We start from the raw sequence: 17,727 nt of genomic DNA, 5'->3' as shown, positions 1-17,727 counted from the left end.
ATCGTGGAGATGCGCGATGGGGCACTCGTCGTTAGATCCCGCTTTCCACGAGCTTCGTCCCTGGAACGAAGGGCGAGTATTTGGCGCGAAGCGCGCGCTCAAGCCGCAGCAAGTTTGGGCGATTCGCTTTTGGCTTGACCAGCATCGACGGCTCCGAGACCGCGCACTCTTCGATTTCGCGATCGACAGTAAGCTGCGGGGTTGCGATGTGGTCAAGGTTCGCATCGGTGACATAGTGACCGGCGGGCGCATCCGAGATCGTGCCGTAGTGGTGCAGCAAAAAACCAAACGACCGGTGCAGTTCGAGCTAGTTGAGCCTGCCCGAAAGACACTGTTCGCTTGGCTCGAGCGTCGTGGCGGCACGTTAAACGACTACGTCTTCCCGAGCCGGAATGACTATATGGGCCATATGAGCACGAGGCAGTACGCCCGCCTCGTGCGCGAGTGGATTGTCGGCATTGGCCTGCAGGCAGAAGATTACGGCACGCACTCGCTTCGACGTACCAAGGCATCGATAATCTACAAGGCGACGGGGAATTTGCGCGCTGTGCAAATCCTGCTCGGTCACGCAAAGATCGAGAGCACCGTTCGCTACCTTGGCGTCGATGTAGAAGACGCCTTGGAACTCTCAGAACGGACCGAGATCTGACCAGCCCAGCTTGACCCAATTTCGGTCCCTTACTCGGTTCGTTCCGCTGCCCGAAACCCGCCGCTTGTTCATGTGAGTGGATCGACCGCTTCGGTGAGCCGGGTCATGCGCTCGGAATAGTTTGAGATGGGGCTTTTGGGTCCGGCAGCTGTCGGATGAGGGAACGCAGATAGCTGCACGACACTGACGTCGGCACCGTCGAGCCAGATGCGCAAACTGGCCATGCTGAAGCGCGCTATGTCTCCCCCACAAAGGTGTCATTGGCTTGGTCGTCGCCAGCTCCGTATGGACGTAAGATCCGAAACGGTGGATATCGCGAACATGGACAATATCCCCGACCGCGAAAACGATCGGCTTGCTGCGCTGGCGGCTTACGAGATCATGGACACACCGCGTGAGCGTTCCTTTGATGAGCTCGCAGAGCTGACCGCGAAGCTGTGTGACACACCGATCGCAGTCGTGAATCTGATCGGGGATGGTCGGCAGTTCTTCAAAGCTGAAGTGGGTTTGGGCGTCAGCGAGACTCCACTGGAAAGCTCGTTCTGCGCGAAGGCGCTGCTGGAAGAGGAGTTCCTCCTCGTCCCCGACGCGACTGCCGACCCGCGTTTCGATTGCAATCCTCTGGTCACGGGCGAGCCACACATTCGCTTCTATGCGGGCGCGCTACTTAAGACCGCTGAGGGGCTGCCGATCGGTACCCTCTGCGTGCTCGACTACCGCCCGCGCGAGCTTACGGCTGTCCAGCAGGAGACCATACGTGTGCTGGCGAGGCAGGTCATGGTCCAGCTCGATCTGCACCGCACGGTCCTGGAACGGAACCAGCGGTATGAGATGGCGCGGTCGAGTGAAGAGCGGCTCCGCCTGATCCTCGACACTGCCCGTGACTACGCCATCATCACCACGGACGTAGATCGTCGGATCACGACCTGGTCGGCAGGGGCTGAGGCAACCTTTGTCCGCCCAGAGCAAGACGCGATCGGTAGCCTGATCGACGACATCTTCACGCCGGAGGATCGCGAGAACGGCGTACCTCAGAAGGAGCTCACGGCAGCGGCTGCCGACGGGTGTGCTCCTGACGTCCGGTGGCACCTACGCGCCGACGGGTCACGCGTGTTCATGAACGGCTCGACCCACGCGATCGTCGCGTCCGACGGCCGTAGTGCTGGCTTCCTGAAGATCGCGCGCAACGAAACCTCGACGCGCGAGCAGTCAGAAGAACTGGCTCGCACCCGCACCGAACTTATCGACAGCGAAGCTCGGTTTCGCAACATGGCCGATCATGCGCCGCTGATCATGTGGGTGACTGAGCCGGACGGCTACTGCAGCTATTTAAACCGTCGCTGGTACGAGTTCACCGGGCAGACTGAGGAAGAAGCACTCGGCCTTGGTTGGACGACGGCCACGCACCCGGACGATGAAAAGATGGCTGGTGAGGCCTTCATGGCTGCGACTGCTGCGCAAGGTCCATTCCGCGTCGAATACCGGTTACGGCGTGTGGATGGGACGTATCGCTGGGCGATCGACGCAGCAGCGCCCCGCTTTGCTGAAGACGGCACTTTCCTGGGCCATGTCGGATCGGTCATCGACATCGATGAGCGCCGCGAAGCGGAAGAGGCTCTTCGCAAGGCAAATGGGTTGCTTGCGGCAGTCATGGAAGCGGTTCCCGGCGTAGTATACGCCAAGGATCTCGAAGGGCGCATGCTGGCGGCCAACCGGGGCACGGCGGAGCTGGTTGGCCAATCACTAGACGCTGTTCTCGGTCGGACCGATCTTGAGTTCCTCAACGACCCGGCTCAGGCCCAGGTGGTCATGGCCAATGACCGACGCATCATGGCCGAGAACCGGACGGAGGTCGTCGAGGAGCAGGTAAGTCTGCCAGGTGGAGGAGCTGCGACCTGGCTTTCTACCAAGTCGCCACTCCATGACGCGGCAGGCGTTGTCATCGGACTTGTAGGCTCCTCGATCGATATCACCGATCGCAAGCGCGCCGAGGCTGAGCTTCAACGTCTCAACGAGACGCTGGAACAACAGGTCACCGAACGATCGGAAGCCCTGCGCCTATACGAGAACATCGTTCAGTCCGATCGTTCTCCGGTTTGCGCCTTCGATCAAGACTACCGTCTGATCGCGTTCAACAAGGCTCACAACGACGAATTTCGCCGAGTGAACGGCTTCGACACAAAGGTCGGTGACATCTTTCCCGACCTCTTCGTTGAGCAACAGCGACCCGTCATGCGCGATTTGATGTCTCGCGCGCTGGCAGGTGAGCGGTTCACGGTTGTCGAGGAGTTCGGACGGCCTGAGCTTGGGAAGCCGCACTGGGAGATCACGTACACCCCGCTTCGCAACGAGCACGGGCGGGTTATCGGTGCCTTTCATCATGCCCGCGATATATCGATGCGGCTTAACGCAGAAGCTGAGTTAGCCACCGCTCAGGAAGCTTTGCGGCAAAGTCAGAAGATGGAAGCCGTTGGGCAGCTTACAGGCGGCCTGGCACACGATTTTAACAATCTGCTCACAGGCATGATGGGCAACCTTGAGTTGCTGCAGCTTCGTGCCGCTCGCGGACGCTACGACGACGTAGATCGGTTCGTGAACGCCGCTCAAGGCGCCGGGCGGCGGGCGGCATCGCTGACGCAACGCCTGCTTGCCTTCTCACGCCGGCAAACGCTCGCCCCCAAGCCGACGGATGTAAACCGCCTGATCATGGGTATGGAGGAGCTTCTCCAGCGTACGGTCGGACCTACGACCGGCATCTCGATCGTAGGAGCTGCCGGATTGTGGATCGCGATGATTGATCCTGGGCAGTTGGAGAATGCGCTGCTGAACCTGTGCATCAACGCCCGTGACGCGATGCCGGACGGCGGCACGATCACGATTGAAACGGCCAACAAGTGGCTCGACGATCGTACCGCGCGCCAGCGTGACCTGCCGCCTGGACAATATTTGTCCATTTGCGTGACGGACACCGGGACGGGCATGTCGCCGGAGACGATCGAGCGGGCTTTCGAACCCTTTTTCACCACCAAGCCGCTGGGTCAGGGCACCGGGCTTGGTCTATCTATGATCTACGGCTTTGCTCGCCAGTCCGGCGGACAGGTCCGCATCTATTCAGAGGTCGAACAAGGCACCACCATGTGCGTGTACCTTCCACGTCATCTCGGCGAGGCGTATGACGAGAGCGAAACTGAGCAGGCACCGACTGCGGGGGCGAGCAAAGGCGAGACAGTCCTGATCGTCGATGACGAGGCAACGATACGCCACTTGGTCGACGAGGTTCTGGACGAACTCGGCTATACCGTGATTGGCGCTGCTGATGGTGCGGCGGGGTTAAAGGTCCTGCAATCAGGATCGCGTATCGACCTGCTCATTACAGATGTTGGCCTGCCGAACGGAATGAACGGAAGACAGGTCGCTGACGCTGCGCGCGCGCTCCGACCAGAACTGAAGGTACTTTTCATTACAGGCTATGCAGAAAATGCCGCGGTCGGGAACGGCCACCTCGACCCTGGCATGGAGCTGCTGACGAAGCCATTTTCGCTGGAAGATCTAACCCGTAAAGTCAAAACTATGCTCCGTGACGACTGAACTGCCGGCAAGCTGCGCTTCAATAAATCTGCCGTCGGAGTTTGTTTGAAAGAGTGGTCATCGATGGGCCTATTTGACCCAATGCACGAAGCCGCTGCGCGGCAGTGGTGTTGGCGGTGAGGTAGCGCGCCGGCGCTGAGGTTTGGCCGCGCGGGAGCGGTGGCGGACGATGGAGTTCCTTCAACAAGAGGAACTTCGCTATGACGCCTCAACCGACCAAGCGACCCTTCACCCCGCTGCGTCAGCGCATGCTCGACGATATGGCGATGCGTGCCATGCGCGCGCGGACCCAGCACGACTATGTCCGTCACGTCCGCGCCTTCGCGGCCTTCCTCGGACGTTCGCCCGACACCGCGACCGCCGAGGATGTACGCCGCTTCCAGCTTCACCAGCGCGAGCATGGTGTCGGGGAAGGCTCGATCAACGGCTCGGTGTCGGCGCTGCGCTTCCTGTTCGAGGTGACACTCGAGCGACCTGATCTGTCGCGGCGGCTGGTGCTGGCGCGTCGTCCCAGGAAGCTCCCCGACGTGCTGAGCGTTGATGAGGTGGCCAAGCTGCTCGAGGCGGCACCGGGCATCAAGTACCGCGCGGCGCTGGGCGTTGCCTATGGCGCCGGCCTGCGCGTGTCGGAAGTCGCGCATCTCAAGGCCGACGATATCGACAGCAAGCGGATGCTGATCCGGATCGAGGAGGGCAAGGGGCGCAAGGACCGCAACGCGATGCTGTCGCCGCAACTGCTCGAGCTGCTGCGGCTGTGGTGGCGCGAGGGCAAGCGGCGCAGCGTCCTGCTGCCGCACGGCTGGCTGTTCCCCGGGCGCAGCTACACCGATCCGATCTCGACGCGGCAGCTCCACCGCGCCGTCTGCGAGGCAGCTGAGGCGGCCGGGATCCGCAAGCGCGTGAGCCCGCACACGCTGAGGCACAGCTTCGCCACCCACCTGCTCGAACAGGATGTCGATATCCGCGTGATCCAGGTGTTGCTCGGGCACAGCAAGCTCGAGACGACCGCGCTCTACACCAAGGTCGCCACCCGCACGATCCGCGCGGTCACCAGTCCGCTCGATCGGCTGATGGCGCTGATGGAGGGCAAGACACCGGCCGGTTGAACCGGTGCGCGCCTCGCTCGAGGTCGCCGACATCTTCCGTGCTGCCGGGCCTGCGTACCGGGCAACCCATGCCGGGCATCTGAGCCTGCACCAGCTCAAGGTCATGTCGGCGATCGAGCATTGTCGCACCGCCGTCATGGGCGGGCACGTCGAGGCCTGCACCGACTGCGGGCATTGGCGGGTTGCCTATAACAGTTGTCGTAACCGGCATTGTCCCAGGTGCCAGGGTGCCGCCGCGCGCGCCTGGCTCGCAGAGCGCGAGGCCGACCTGCTGCCGGTCGGATACTTCCATGTCGTGTTCACGCTGCCCGCCGAGGTCGCTGACATCGCGTTCCACAACAAGGCGCTGGTCTACGACCTGCTGTTCAAGGCCGCGTCCGAGACGATGCTGACGATCGCCGCCGACCCGAAGCATCTCGGCGCCCGCATCGGCATCACCGCGGTGCTGCACACCTGGGGGTCCGCGATGACCCACCATCCGCATGTCCACATGATCGTGCCCGGCGGCGGCATCGCGCGGGACGGCACGCGCTGGATATCCTCACGGCCGGCGTTCCTGCTGCCGGTCAAGGTGTTGGGCAAGCTGTTCCGCCGCCTGTTCCTGACCCGGCTGATGGCGCTGCACGCGGCGGGGCGGCTCGCGTTCTACGGCACCCTCGCGCAGCTGGCCGATAGGCGTGCGTTCCTTCGCCACCTGTCTCCGATCCGCAAAAAGAACTGGGTGGTCTACGCCAAGCCGCCGTTCGCTGGGCCGCAAGCAGTGCTCGCCTATCTGTCGCGCTACACCCACCGGGTCGCGATCTCGAACAGTCGGCTGCTCGCCTTCGACGGGGCCGGCGTCACCATGCGCTACAAAGACTATCGCCGCGACGGTGCCGATCGGCAGCAGGTGATGACGCTGGCGACGGACGAGTTCATCCGCCGCTTCCTGCTCCATGTCCTGCCGCGCGGGTTCCACCGCATCCGCCATTACGGCCTGCTCGCCGGCGCCACCCGCAAGGCGCATCTCGAACACGCCCGCCAGTTGCTCGGCGTCGCGCCGCCGCTCGATAACGAGACGCCCGACGAGCCGACCGATGTCCGCCCACCATGCCCCTGCTGTGGCGGGCACATGGTCATCATCGAGACCTTCGAGCGCTGGCGCCAGCCGCGCGCACCGCCACACTCCACCGCATCGACCGGGACCACCGCGCCATGACCCGGCATGGCTCAGCCCAACCGTGCTCCGAAAGTCCCGTGCTTCCGGCGGCGATGTCGCTCGCGCTGGCAACAACGCCAGCCGAGCCGGCGCCGATCTCAAGCCCCAACCCTGGTTACCAGCTACGCGGTACATCGCCCCTGCACCCTACGTTCCGACCGCCGATGCGAGTCCCGCACGCCGATGCGACCACCGCACGACAGGGCGAAAACCGAAATCCCCATAGGTAAGCGCTCGTGGTCCGCGGCTTCCTGCTTTGGAGGATATCGTTCGCCTGCCGGCATCCGATATCCTTCACAATTGCGGACGTTCAGCTGCGGCCCGCCGCGACCCAGAAACGGACCTTTGTTAATCCAATCCGGCGCTGCTGCCCACGCAACAGATGACCAAAATCAGCTTTCATGAGCACTGTCATTGGATGATCCTGCAGGGCGCGGGATACAGCGATGGAAGTGAACCGCAGAACCCAGCTCCAGATCGGTGTCGCAGCGCCGGCGTGCTTTTCGATTGTGGCTTGGAAACTCGAACCAATATTCGGTACCTGTCTACCGGCAGGGGGCTGCTAGGAACCGAATAATGCTCCGATCAACGTTCGCCGTCCTCGCGATGCTCCCGATTTTGCCAATCGAGCCAGCTTTCTCACAATCCGCTTCGACGCGGGTTGAAGTGCCGATCCGTCCTGTCGTCCTGCCGGACGGTATACGACGCTATTCGGTCCAGCTGACTATCGATGGACGCCCTGTCGAAGCACAACTCGACACCGGCTCGACAGGCCTGCGGGTCCTGAAGTCCGGTCTAGCGGACGAAGCGGCGACGAAGCGCGGGTCGAGCGTCCACTACTCTTACGGCTCAGGCGTCGAGCTAACCGGTGAGAAAATTTCCGCCAATGTCGCCATTACGGGGCTTCCAAGCGCGGCGGTTCCGATCGAGCGCGTAGATACCGTTGAATGCACCGCGCGAAAATCCGATTGTCCAGCGTCCAAACTGTCAGCCGCCAATTTCCGCATTGGGGGCAATGGCAATCCCGATCAGGGATTCCTCGCTATAATTGGCACCGGTTTGCGGAACGACGCCGTGCCGAATCCGCTGATCGCGCTCGGCGTCCGGCAGTGGATCGTAAACCTGCCCCGGCAAGGGGAACGCGAGGGCAAACTTATTCTGAATCCAAATGCCGACGACATCGCGGGCTTCCGATTTTTCGATGTGCTCGGGGACAGTAACCAGATCAGAGGCTGCTTGGTACTAACCGACACGAACAAGCGCATTTGCGGACCCGCTATGGTGGACACAGGCGCGAGCGGTCTTCGCGTCCAAGGCGGTCGACCGGATGAAATGTGGCCGAATGGCAGTCCGGCGGCAATTGCGATCGGCGACGGCGACGGCACCGCCTCGTTCGCCGTCACGATCGGTCGCCGCGATCAGGCGAGCGGAATGTTCGCCTATCCGCGCCGAGCGGGCAGCGATATCACGACACTGAATCTTGGACTGGCGCCGTTCTTCCGGTGGTCCGTGATGTTCGACGCAAGCCGCCGCCGGATCGGCGTCCTGACCCGGCCGCCTCTCTAAGACGTCTTCGGACGCCCGTTGGTGCTCAGGCAAGCGTTATCTGTGGAGCCGCCCCATCGACGCCTGCCGGTCTTGTCTGCAACCTAGATCGCGCTTCGATGGGTAACCGCGGCCGCTGCCTTAATCGCTACGAGCTGCAAGCTGCGATTGTACACAGAGGCGACGGCTTCGACCCACTTTCGGCCGCTCAGCGCCTGCGAGGCGCCGCCCGAACTTGCCGCTCGTTCAGCATCACCGACGGACGATCAACCACAATTCCGAACCGTCGGTTTACCGCGCCTGCGTACGCTAGATTGGCTGATCCGGCCCGATGGAGATGGTCGATGGGTCACTCGTCAATGGACCCCGCGTTTCACGAACTTCGGCCTTGGAATGAAGGCCGGCTTATCGGTGCGAAGCGGGCGCTTAAACAGCAACAGGTCTGGGCTATTCGCTTCTGGCTCGACAAGCATAGACGACTGCGCGACCGAGCGCTGTTCGACTTCGCCATCGACAGCAAGCTGCGCGGCTGTGACGTGGTCACGGTGCGGATCGGGGATGTAGTTTCCGGCGGGCGCGTCCGTGACCGCGCCATCGTGGTTCAGCAGAAGACCAAACGACCGGTCCAGTTCGAGCTGATGGACACGGCACGAAAGACGATGCGGGCATGGTTGGAGCGACGCGGCGGGACACTGAACGACTTCGTCTTCCCGAGCCGAAACGACTACATGGCGCACATGAGCACGCGACAATATGCCCGCCTAGTGCACGAGTGGGTGGTCGGTATGGGCCTTCCGCCGCAGGATTACGGGACGCACTCGCTTCGGCGCACGAAAGCATCGATTATCTACAAGGCGACTGGCAACCTCCGCGCCGTTCAGATCCTTCTGGGTCATGCCAAGATCGACAGCACGGTTCGCTACTTGGGCGTTGACGTGGAGGACGCTTTAGAACTGGCCGAACGGACTGAGGTCTGAGCGGACCCAGTTCCGGTCATTTACGCCGCCTTCCCCGCTTCCCAACTTCCGACACTCGTTAGCATTTGCACTTAAACAGGGCGCATATAGCCTCCAACAGCTTGCCGTCCATTCGTGTTAATTGGCGCCGATCAATCGCGACATCGGATACCGCGCAGAACCGTGGTGGCACCTATTCTTAAAGATCGACCGATGCGAAAATGCCTATAGCCCAATCAAGAAAAACCCGGACACGCGGTGAGAGCTGTCGGTTCTGCGGATAGAGCGCCACGAGCGGCGTCGGCGAAGGTGGATAGTCGGCCAGCACCTCGGTCAACGTGCCAGCAGCAAAATCGTCGACGAAGCGATAACGCGGGGCCTGGATAAGCCCCATGCCCAGCCGGGCAAGCTCCCCCATCGCATCGGCACCGCCGACCGTAACGCGGCTCGGCAAGGTGACGTAGTCGAGCCGGCCCTCGACCGTAAATTCCAGGGGGATGATCTCGCCGGTTCGCGATGACAGATAGCCGATCATCCGATGACCTTGGAGATCGGCGGGTGTCGCTGGGACGCCGTGGCGCGCGAGATATGCCGGACTCGCGCACGTCATCTCGTTCAGCGTGGCAACACGACGCATGATCAAGCCGCTTTCAGTTGACTCGCCTGCACGGATGACGCAATCCACGCCTTCGCGCACGAGATCGACGAGGCGATCCCCTTCGCCGATATGAAGATCGATCCGCGGGTAACGGTCAAGGAACGCGGGAATGTGCGGGATCAAGAACCGCCGCGCGATCATCGCATGGACGTCGATCCGAAGCAGCCCACGCGGCTCGGCATCCTGAAACGCGCCCTCCGCCTCTTCGATATCGGCCAGGATCGCGATGCAGCGACGATAATAGGCGTCGCCATCGAGCGTCGGGGTCACGATCCGTGTCGTGCGTTCCAGCAGGCGCACGCCCAACTGGGCTTCCAGCTGCTTGATGCCCTCCGTCGCAGTCGAGCGCGACATATTGAGATCGGTTGCCGCCGCCGTGAAGCTGCGACGTTCGACGACCCGTACGAGCAGCCGCATGGCTTCGAGGCGATCCATGTCCATTGTTCGCCATATCCGAATGGACTTGGCAAGACCTGACCGATTATCCCGGCCACACGACCGTCTACATACCCGTCTCAGAAGGAGACCGATCATGACGGAACGTAAAGTTGCACTGGTTACCGGGGGATCGAAGGGCATCGGCGCTGCCATCGCGAAGCGCCTTGCGGCCGACGGCATGGCCGTGATCGTAAACTACGCGCGCGGTCACGAGGATGCTCAGGACGTTGTGACCGAGATCGCCGCGTCAGGCGGCGAAGCGATCGCGGTACAGGCAGATGTCAGCACGCCGGGCGGGATACCATCGCTGTTCGACGCTGCGGAACGCATATTCGGCGGGCTCGATATCCTGGTCAACAATGCGGGTGTGGCCATCTTCGCGCCGATTGCCGACGTCAGCGACGCCGATTTCGATCACCAGCTTGCCGTCAATATCGCTGGCGTCTTCCGCGGGATGCGAGAAGGTGCGCGTCGCTTGCGCGATGGAGGTCGGATCATCAGCTTCTCGACCAGCGTCGTCGGCGCGCTACTTCCCCGGTACGGCGTCTACACCGCGACGAAGGCTGCGGTCGAGGCCATGACGAGTATTCTCGCCAAGGAACTGGGCATGCGTGGCATTACCGTGAACGCGGTCGCGCCTGGGCCGACGGCAACGGCCTTGTTCATGAACGGCAAGTCGGAGGCCGTGGTGCAATCGATGATCGACGCCAATCCGCTGAAGCGGCTTGGCCAGCCGGACGACATAGCGTCGGTCGTAGCATTTCTAGCCAGCCCCGATGGTGGCTGGGTCAATGGTCAGACGATCCGCGCCAATGGCGGTTTCGTCTGATCAGGTTTCAGGCGCTTCCGCAGCTACGGGCGCTCGTTTCGTGGCCGACAGGGGGCGCTCGTTTTTCTTGCGTGCCCTGCCTCCAAGCCAAGGCTGGTACGGGTTCCTAACGCGTTGTTCCTGATAGCAGATCCCCACGCCGGCAACATGAGTAAGTTGGGCTAAACAGGGCCAATGTCCCGCGATCAGCTGGGGCCGCCGTCTAAATCACCGACGCATTGCACGTCGGGCCTCGCTTTCGCCATGCGTCGCAATTCCCCGGTCCGCGCCACGATGCCCGGAAAGATCGTATCGGGGTTGGCCGTGTAGGTACGCAGAAGTTGCAAGGCCCGGGCATAATGCCGCGCGCCGACTTCGCAGCTGCTGCTGCCGCCATCGCCTTCGCCCCATATTTTGCGCCATCCAGCCCGGCCGTCGCGCTTTAGGATGGCCTGGAAGGTGCCGACCGGCCCTGCGCCGCGAACATAGGCAATCGCACCCGGGCCCGCCGAAAGGACCCGAAACGCTCGGAAGGTGAAACGCGATTGCGCGCTATCGTCGCCCGCGTGGAGCGTCTTGACGATCGCGGTGCGTTCCGGGCTTCCGGGAGCAGGCGTATGGACCGCGAGCGGCGCAGCCAGCGCCGCTGTCGCCAACGCGAGCAGTGGCGCGATGCCCGCTGTGAAGTAACCTGTCATATCAATCGCGCAATGCGATAGATTCGCTGATCGCGCCAGCCATCCGCTCCGTCGATACGGAGGCCCCGCCAAACCAGCCGTGCTGCCCTAATTGCACAAGCAACTGGCGGCTGGACGACCCACTTTCGGCCGCTCAGCGGCTGCGAGGCGCCGTCCGAAACCTGCCGCTCGTTCACATCACCGACGGACGATCAACCACATTTCCGAACCGTCGGTTTACCGCGCCTGGGTACGCTCGATTGGTTGATCCGATGGAGATGGTCGATGGGTCACTCGTCGATGGACCCCGCGTTTCACGAACTTCGTGCGTGGAATGAAGGCCGGCTAATCGGCGCGAAGCGGGCGCTGAAACAGCAACAGGTCTGGGCTATTCGCTTCTGGCTCGACCAGCATAGACGACTGCGCGACCGAGCGCTGTTCGACTTCGCCATCGACAGCAAGCTGCGCGGCTGTGACGTGGTCACGGTGCGGATCGGGGATGTGGTTTCCGGCGGGCGCGTCCGTGACCGCCCCGTCGTCGGTCAGCAGAAGACGAAACGACCGGTCCAGTTCGAGCTGATGGACACGGCACGAAAGACGATGCGGGCATGGTTGGAGCGACGCGGCGGGACACGGAACGACTTCGTATTCCCGAGCCGAAACGACTACATGGCCCATGTGAGCACGCGGCAATATGCCCGCCTCGTGCACGAGTGGGTGGTCGGCATCGGTCTTCCGGCTCAGGATTACGGGACGCACTCGCTTCGGCGCACGAAAACATCGATCATCTACAAGGCGACTGGCAACCTTCGCGCCGTTCAGATCCTTCTTGGCCATGCCAAGATCGACAGCACGGTGCGCTACTCGCGCGTTGACGTGGAGGACGCTTTGGAACTGGCCGAACGCACTGAGGTCTGAGCGGACCCAATGCACGAAGCCGCTGCGCGGCAGTGGTGTTGGCGGTGAGGTAGCGCGCCGGCGCTGAGGTTTGGCCGCGCGGGAGCGGTGGCGGACGATGGAGTTCCTTCAACAAGAGGAACTTCGCTATGACGCCTCAACCGACCAAGCGACCCTTCACCCCGCTGCGTCAGCGCATGCTCGACGATATGGCGATGCGTGCCATGCGCGCGCGGACCCAGCACGACTATGTCCGTCACGTCCGCGCCTTCGCGGCCTTCCTCGGACGTTCGCCCGACACCGCGACCGCCGAGGATGTACGCCGCTTCCAGCTTCACCAGCGCGAGCATGGTGTCGGGGAAGGCTCGATCAACGGCTCGGTGTCGGCGCTGCGCTTCCTGTTCGAGGTGACACTCGAGCGACCTGATCTGTCGCGGCGGCTGGTGCTGGCGCGTCGTCCCAGGAAGCTCCCCGACGTGCTGAGCGTTGATGAGGTGGCCAAGCTGCTCGAGGCGGCACCGGGCATCAAGTACCGCGCGGCGCTGGGCGTTGCCTATGGCGCCGGCCTGCGCGTGTCGGAAGTCGCGCATCTCAAGGCCGACGATATCGACAGCAAGCGGATGCTGATCCGGATCGAGGAGGGCAAGGGGCGCAAGGACCGCAACGCGATGCTGTCGCCGCAACTGCTCGAGCTGCTGCGGCTGTGGTGGCGCGAGGGCAAGCGGCGCAGCGTCCTGCTGCCGCACGGCTGGCTGTTCCCCGGGCGCAGCTACACCGATCCGATCTCGACGCGGCAGCTCCACCGCGCCGTCTGCGAGGCAGCTGAGGCGGCCGGGATCCGCAAGCGCGTGAGCCCGCACACGCTGAGGCACAGCTTCGCCACCCACCTGCTCGAACAGGATGTCGATATCCGCGTGATCCAGGTGTTGCTCGGGCACAGCAAGCTCGAGACGACCGCGCTCTACACCAAGGTCGCCACCCGCACGATCCGCGCGGTCACCAGTCCGCTCGATCGGCTGATGGCGCTGATGGAGGGCAAGACACCGGCCGGTTGAACCGGTGCGCGCCTCGCTCGAGGTCGCCGACATCTTCCGTGCTGCCGGGCCTGCGTACCGGGCAACCCATGCCGGGCATCTGAGCCTGCACCAGCTCAAGGTCATGTCGGCGATCGAGCATTGTCGCACCGCCGTCATGGGCGGGCACGTCGAGGCCTGCACCGACTGCGGGCATTGGCGGGTTGCCTATAACAGTTGTCGTAACCGGCATTGTCCCAGGTGCCAGGGTGCCGCCGCGCGCGCCTGGCTCGCAGAGCGCGAGGCCGACCTGCTGCCGGTCGGATACTTCCATGTCGTGTTCACGCTGCCCGCCGAGGTCGCTGACATCGCGTTCCACAACAAGGCGCTGGTCTACGACCTGCTGTTCAAGGCCGCGTCCGAGACGATGCTGACGATCGCCGCCGACCCGAAGCATCTCGGCGCCCGCATCGGCATCACCGCGGTGCTGCACACCTGGGGGTCCGCGATGACCCACCATCCGCATGTCCACATGATCGTGCCCGGCGGCGGCATCGCGCGGGACGGCACGCGCTGGATATCCTCACGGCCGGCGTTCCTGCTGCCGGTCAAGGTGTTGGGCAAGCTGTTCCGCCGCCTGTTCCTGACCCGGCTGATGGCGCTGCACGCGGCGGGGCGGCTCGCGTTCTACGGCACCCTCGCGCAGCTGGCCGATAGGCGTGCGTTCCTTCGCCACCTGTCTCCGATCCGCAAAAAGAACTGGGTGGTCTACGCCAAGCCGCCGTTCGCTGGGCCGCAAGCAGTGCTCGCCTATCTGTCGCGCTACACCCACCGGGTCGCGATCTCGAACAGTCGGCTGCTCGCCTTCGACGGGGCCGGCGTCACCATGCGCTACAAAGACTATCGCCGCGACGGTGCCGATCGGCAGCAGGTGATGACGCTGGCGACGGACGAGTTCATCCGCCGCTTCCTGCTCCATGTCCTGCCGCGCGGGTTCCACCGCATCCGCCATTACGGCCTGCTCGCCGGCGCCACCCGCAAGGCGCATCTCGAACACGCCCGCCAGTTGCTCGGCGTCGCGCCGCCGCTCGATAACGAGACGCCCGACGAGCCGACCGATGTCCGCCCACCATGCCCCTGCTGTGGCGGGCACATGGTCATCATCGAGACCTTCGAGCGCTGGCGCCAGCCGCGCGCACCGCCACACTCCACCGCATCGACCGGGACCACCGCGCCATGACCCGGCATGGCTCAGCCCAACCGTGCTCCGAAAGTCCCGTGCTTCCGGCGGCGATGTCGCTCGCGCTGGCAACAACGCCAGCCGAGCCGGCGCCGATCTCAAGCCCCAACCCTGGTTACCAGCTACGCGGTACATCGCCCCTGCACCCTACGTTCCGACCGCCGATGCGAGTCCCGCACGCCGATGCGACCACCGCACGACAGGGCGAAAACCGAAATCCCCATAGGTAAGCGCTCGTGGTCCGCGGCTTCCTGCTTTGGAGGATATCGTTCGCCTGCCGGCATCCGATATCCTTCACAGTATCGGAGAGTGAGAAGGCCCTGTCCGCTCCCCAAAACCCGCCGTCTGTTCATGACCCTTTTTGGCGCAGTTTCAGCTCTAGGCTGTCCGTTTGGTCCGCGGGAAACTATAGCCAAGTTTGCGTGGAACGCTCGAGCTTTCCCAACACGATAGTGGCGTCCGGATGTTCTGCCTTTCAGGCGCGCGCTCGTTCAATCACGCGTCCGCCACTGCTGCGTCCCCTAGGTGCCGGATCAATCAAGGAATGCTCAATCGGCTTTTGGAAACGCCGCTCTAAAGGGGGGAAGATGTGCCGGCGATTATGACGCTATCGGGACTGGCCCGTATCTATCAAGGTCCGGTTCGACGTGATGTCTCGGTCATCAGCGTCCCCACAGCCGCGCCGCACCGCGCACTCCCGACGCATCGCCCCATTGTGCCGGAACAATGCGCCCCTCCCACACCCCGCCAAATACATGCGCGCGGACGATATCGGGCAAAGCAGGATAGATTTCGGTGACGTTCGACATGCCGCCCGCAACCACGAACACATCAGGATCGACGATATTCACGATCATCGCCATCGCCCGTCCGAGCCGGCTGACATAGGCATCAAGGGCCGCCACCGCGAGCGGATCGGCCTCTCGCGCCGTGGCCACAATGGCGGGGCAATCTAGCCCCTCCCCGCCGCGCGCGGCGTAATCCTTGCGAAGCCCCGTCCCGGAAATCAGCATGTCGAGGCACCCGGCTTGGCCGCACCAACAGGCCGGGCCTGGAAATTCCTCGGCGGTCATCCACGGCAACGGAACATGGCCCCATTCGCCGCCGATCCCATTCGCACCCTCGACGATCTGCCCGTCGACCACGAGACCGCCGCCCACGCCGGTACCGATGATGACGGCAAAGGCCGTGCGGGCGCCAACCGCCGCGCCGTCGACGGCTTCGGACAGCGCCATGCAATTGGCATCGTTGGCGATGCGCAGTTCGCGCCCGATCGCCTGCTCGAGGTCGTAGCGAAAGGTGCGACCGTTAAGATAGGTCGAATTTGCGTTGCGCATCAGCCCCGACCGCGGGTCGACCGACCCCGGCGTGCCGATCCCGATCGTTCCCGTCGCACCGGCGTCGCGTTCGACCGCAGCGATCAGATCGCGCACGTCGCGGATCGCCGCATCGTAGCTGCCGGGATTGGGGATCCGGGTCCGCACGACATACTGCCCCGCCGCATCGAGCGCAGCCGCTTCGATCTTGGTCCCGCCGAAATCGACGCCGATCTGTATCACCACTTAAATGCCTTCCAAGGGTCCGCCGCGCTGTCCGGCGCGACATATCGCACCGGGCAACCCTGCCCCGCCAATAAACAAAGTCAATTTATATAATCGCCGCTTTGCTCTTGATCAGGATCGAATCCGAGGGAAGGATCCGATCGAGAAACGGCAAGATCGCCGCCCCAACGGCAGGGGCATCGCGCGACAGCGTAGCGCGCGCCATCGGCGCCAGCGCGGGGATGTTGGGCGCCATTGCGCGCAGCTTGCGATTGCTCGCCTCCGCGAGCCGGTCGAGGATCTCGTCAGGCAGGCGCCCGCCAATCAACACCACCGCCGGATTGATCAGGCAATTGACCGCGGTCAGCGGGGGTATCAGCGCGTCAGTCGCATCGTCGATCCATCCGTCGATATACGGCTTGGCGGCGTCCGGAAACGCGATCGTCGGATCGACCCCGTCGAGCGACACGCCCGCGCGCTCGATCCTGGCGGACAGCGCCGACAGCGAGACGACATCCTGCAACACCTGCCCGCCGGGATCGTAGCGGTGCAGCGGAAGGAAGCCGATCTCTCCGCTGCGCGCGTTGGCGCCGCGGTAATATGCACCGTCGATCACGAGACCGCCGCCGAGGCCGGCGCTGACGAGGATGTAGAAAAAGCTTTCATGGTCGAGCCCGCCGCCGAACTGCGCCTCGCCGATCGCCGCGGCAGCGGCGTCGTTGTCGACATGGATCGACAAGGGCACGATCGCGCCGAGCAGCGCGGGCAGATCGACCTCGCTCCAGCGCTCGTAATTCGCAGGGCGGTGCGGCAGGGCAACCCGGCCGAGATCGTCGGGCACGGCGACGCCCATGCCGAGGATGCGGTCCTCGCGGAGCGCGCCGCTGCGCTGGATCTCGCCGAGCCCCTCGCGGACGATCGCGACGACATCGTCGGGCATCGCGAACGCGATCTGCCGCGTCAGCCGTGACCGAACAGTTCCCGCAAGATCGAGCGATACGAGCGTGACGTGATCGCGGTCGACGTTGAGACCGATCGCGAAACAGCCGTCGGGGTTGATCCGCAAGCGCGTAGCGGGCTGGCCGCGCCCGCCCGTACGCCGGCCCGACTCGACGACCAGATCGCTCTCGAACAGGCGGGCGGTGATATTGGCGATGGTCGGGGCGGTCAGCCCGGTCATCGCCGCAATCTCGGTACGCGTGATGTCGGGGTTCTTGCGGATCACCTGGAGGACAACGCGCTGATTATAGTCGCCGGCGCGCACGAGGTTGGTCCCCGACAGGCTGGTGCCGAGCCGCGCGGCGCGGTCGCTCGCGGTCACGCCTGGTCCCGTCGGGGTGAAGTCCGAAAGATCCAAAATTCCGTCCGCTCCCTGCACCATCATATCCTCGTTGCCCGAGCGCCGCACCCTGG

Annotated in this window: 14 protein-coding genes; 10 read left to right on the top strand and 4 right to left on the bottom strand. The window is 63.6% G+C overall.

Annotated elements, in window-relative coordinates; genetic code table 11:
- Positions 1–16 precede the first annotated feature (16 nt).
- From H4W01_RS06750 to H4W01_RS06725, 6 genes are all read left to right on the top strand, one after another.
- Positions 17–649: a tyrosine-type recombinase/integrase gene (locus H4W01_RS06750; protein WP_209610396.1), complete on the top strand. Its 633-nt coding sequence runs from the start codon at positions 17–19 to the stop codon at positions 647–649.
- Between the two features lie 306 nt (positions 650–955).
- Positions 956–4,237 carry a PAS domain S-box protein gene (locus tag H4W01_RS06745; RefSeq protein WP_209610395.1) on the top strand — a complete coding sequence of 1,094 codons (3,282 nt, stop codon included), beginning with the start codon at positions 956–958 and terminating at the stop codon, positions 4,235–4,237.
- A 200-nt stretch (positions 4,238–4,437) separates the two neighbouring features.
- Positions 4,438–5,343 (top strand): tyrosine-type recombinase/integrase, encoded by a 906-nt coding sequence (locus H4W01_RS06740; RefSeq protein WP_209609416.1) that lies wholly within the window; start codon positions 4,438–4,440, stop codon positions 5,341–5,343.
- A gap of 4 nt (positions 5,344–5,347) precedes the next feature.
- Positions 5,348–6,541, top strand: coding sequence for an IS91 family transposase (locus tag H4W01_RS06735; RefSeq protein WP_209609414.1), 1,194 nt, complete (start codon positions 5,348–5,350; stop codon positions 6,539–6,541).
- Between the two features lie 576 nt (positions 6,542–7,117).
- Entirely contained in the window at positions 7,118–8,107 is a 990-nt protein-coding gene (locus tag H4W01_RS06730) for a hypothetical protein (protein ID WP_209610394.1), read from the top strand.
- Between the two features lie 338 nt (positions 8,108–8,445).
- A complete protein-coding gene (locus H4W01_RS06725; RefSeq protein WP_334685181.1) occupies positions 8,446–9,063 on the top strand; it encodes a tyrosine-type recombinase/integrase in 618 nt (205 codons plus the stop codon).
- A 178-nt stretch (positions 9,064–9,241) separates the two neighbouring features.
- Here H4W01_RS06725 and H4W01_RS06720 read toward each other — a convergent pair whose 3' ends face one another.
- A complete protein-coding gene (locus H4W01_RS06720; RefSeq protein WP_334685180.1) occupies positions 9,242–10,141 on the bottom strand; it encodes a LysR family transcriptional regulator in 900 nt (299 codons plus the stop codon).
- 91 nt (positions 10,142–10,232) lie between these two features.
- Here H4W01_RS06720 and H4W01_RS06715 point away from each other — a divergent pair, with 91 nt between their 5' ends.
- A complete protein-coding gene (locus H4W01_RS06715) occupies positions 10,233–10,967 on the top strand; it encodes an SDR family oxidoreductase (protein WP_209610392.1) in 735 nt (244 codons plus the stop codon).
- Between the two features lie 185 nt (positions 10,968–11,152).
- On the opposite strand, the gene H4W01_RS06710 is transcribed toward H4W01_RS06715, so the two are convergent.
- Complete coding sequence (locus H4W01_RS06710) at positions 11,153–11,644, bottom strand: hypothetical protein (RefSeq protein WP_209610391.1); 492 nt, start codon at positions 11,642–11,644, stop codon at positions 11,153–11,155.
- A gap of 264 nt (positions 11,645–11,908) precedes the next feature.
- On the opposite strand from H4W01_RS06710, the gene H4W01_RS06705 reads away from it, so the two are divergent.
- The 3 genes from H4W01_RS06705 (at position 11,909) to H4W01_RS06695 (ending at position 14,773) form a co-directional block, all read left to right on the top strand.
- Positions 11,909–12,541 carry a tyrosine-type recombinase/integrase gene (locus H4W01_RS06705; RefSeq protein ID WP_209610390.1) on the top strand — a complete coding sequence of 211 codons (633 nt, stop codon included), beginning with the start codon at positions 11,909–11,911 and terminating at the stop codon, positions 12,539–12,541.
- A 128-nt stretch (positions 12,542–12,669) separates the two neighbouring features.
- The gene (locus H4W01_RS06700) at positions 12,670–13,575 is read left to right on the top strand and encodes a tyrosine-type recombinase/integrase (protein ID WP_209609416.1); all 906 of its coding nucleotides are present in this window, start codon (positions 12,670–12,672) and stop codon (positions 13,573–13,575) included.
- A 4-nt stretch (positions 13,576–13,579) separates the two neighbouring features.
- The gene (locus tag H4W01_RS06695) at positions 13,580–14,773 is read left to right on the top strand and encodes an IS91 family transposase (protein WP_209609414.1); all 1,194 of its coding nucleotides are present in this window, start codon (positions 13,580–13,582) and stop codon (positions 14,771–14,773) included.
- Positions 14,774–15,435: 662 nt separating this feature from the next.
- Here the strand turns inward: H4W01_RS06695 and H4W01_RS06690 are convergent.
- Positions 15,436–16,332: an ROK family protein gene (locus tag H4W01_RS06690; protein WP_334685179.1), complete on the bottom strand. Its 897-nt coding sequence runs from the start codon at positions 16,330–16,332 to the stop codon at positions 15,436–15,438.
- Between the two features lie 88 nt (positions 16,333–16,420).
- Complete coding sequence (locus H4W01_RS06685) at positions 16,421–17,698, bottom strand: ROK family transcriptional regulator (RefSeq protein ID WP_010406416.1); 1,278 nt, start codon at positions 17,696–17,698, stop codon at positions 16,421–16,423.
- Positions 17,699–17,727 lie beyond the last annotated feature (29 nt).

Origin of the sequence: Sphingomonas sp. PL20, from assembly GCF_017875905.1 — a bacterium.
Taxonomy (GTDB): domain Bacteria; phylum Pseudomonadota; class Alphaproteobacteria; order Sphingomonadales; family Sphingomonadaceae; genus Sphingomonas; species Sphingomonas echinoides.
Note: the sequence above shows the minus strand (reverse complement) of the source record. Positions and strands in the feature narration are given on the sequence as shown.

Excerpts from the sequence above, each read along its gene's own strand:
- H4W01_RS06720 (WP_334685180.1), bottom strand. The coding sequence starts at position 10,141 with ATGGACATGGATCGCCTCGAAGCCATGCGGCTGCTCGTACGGGTCGTC.
- H4W01_RS06750 (WP_209610396.1), top strand. The coding sequence starts at position 17 with ATGGGGCACTCGTCGTTAGATCCCGCTTTCCACGAGCTTCGTCCCTGG.
- H4W01_RS06700 (WP_209609416.1), top strand. The coding sequence starts at position 12,670 with ATGACGCCTCAACCGACCAAGCGACCCTTCACCCCGCTGCGTCAGCGC.
- H4W01_RS06685 (WP_010406416.1), bottom strand. The coding sequence starts at position 17,698 with ATGATGGTGCAGGGAGCGGACGGAATTTTGGATCTTTCGGACTTCACC.
- H4W01_RS06715 (WP_209610392.1), top strand. The coding sequence starts at position 10,233 with ATGACGGAACGTAAAGTTGCACTGGTTACCGGGGGATCGAAGGGCATC.
- H4W01_RS06740 (WP_209609416.1), top strand. The coding sequence starts at position 4,438 with ATGACGCCTCAACCGACCAAGCGACCCTTCACCCCGCTGCGTCAGCGC.
- H4W01_RS06725 (WP_334685181.1), top strand. The coding sequence starts at position 8,446 with ATGGACCCCGCGTTTCACGAACTTCGGCCTTGGAATGAAGGCCGGCTT.
- H4W01_RS06710 (WP_209610391.1), bottom strand. The coding sequence starts at position 11,644 with ATGACAGGTTACTTCACAGCGGGCATCGCGCCACTGCTCGCGTTGGCG.
- H4W01_RS06705 (WP_209610390.1), top strand. The coding sequence starts at position 11,909 with ATGGGTCACTCGTCGATGGACCCCGCGTTTCACGAACTTCGTGCGTGG.
- H4W01_RS06730 (WP_209610394.1), top strand. The coding sequence starts at position 7,118 with ATGCTCCGATCAACGTTCGCCGTCCTCGCGATGCTCCCGATTTTGCCA.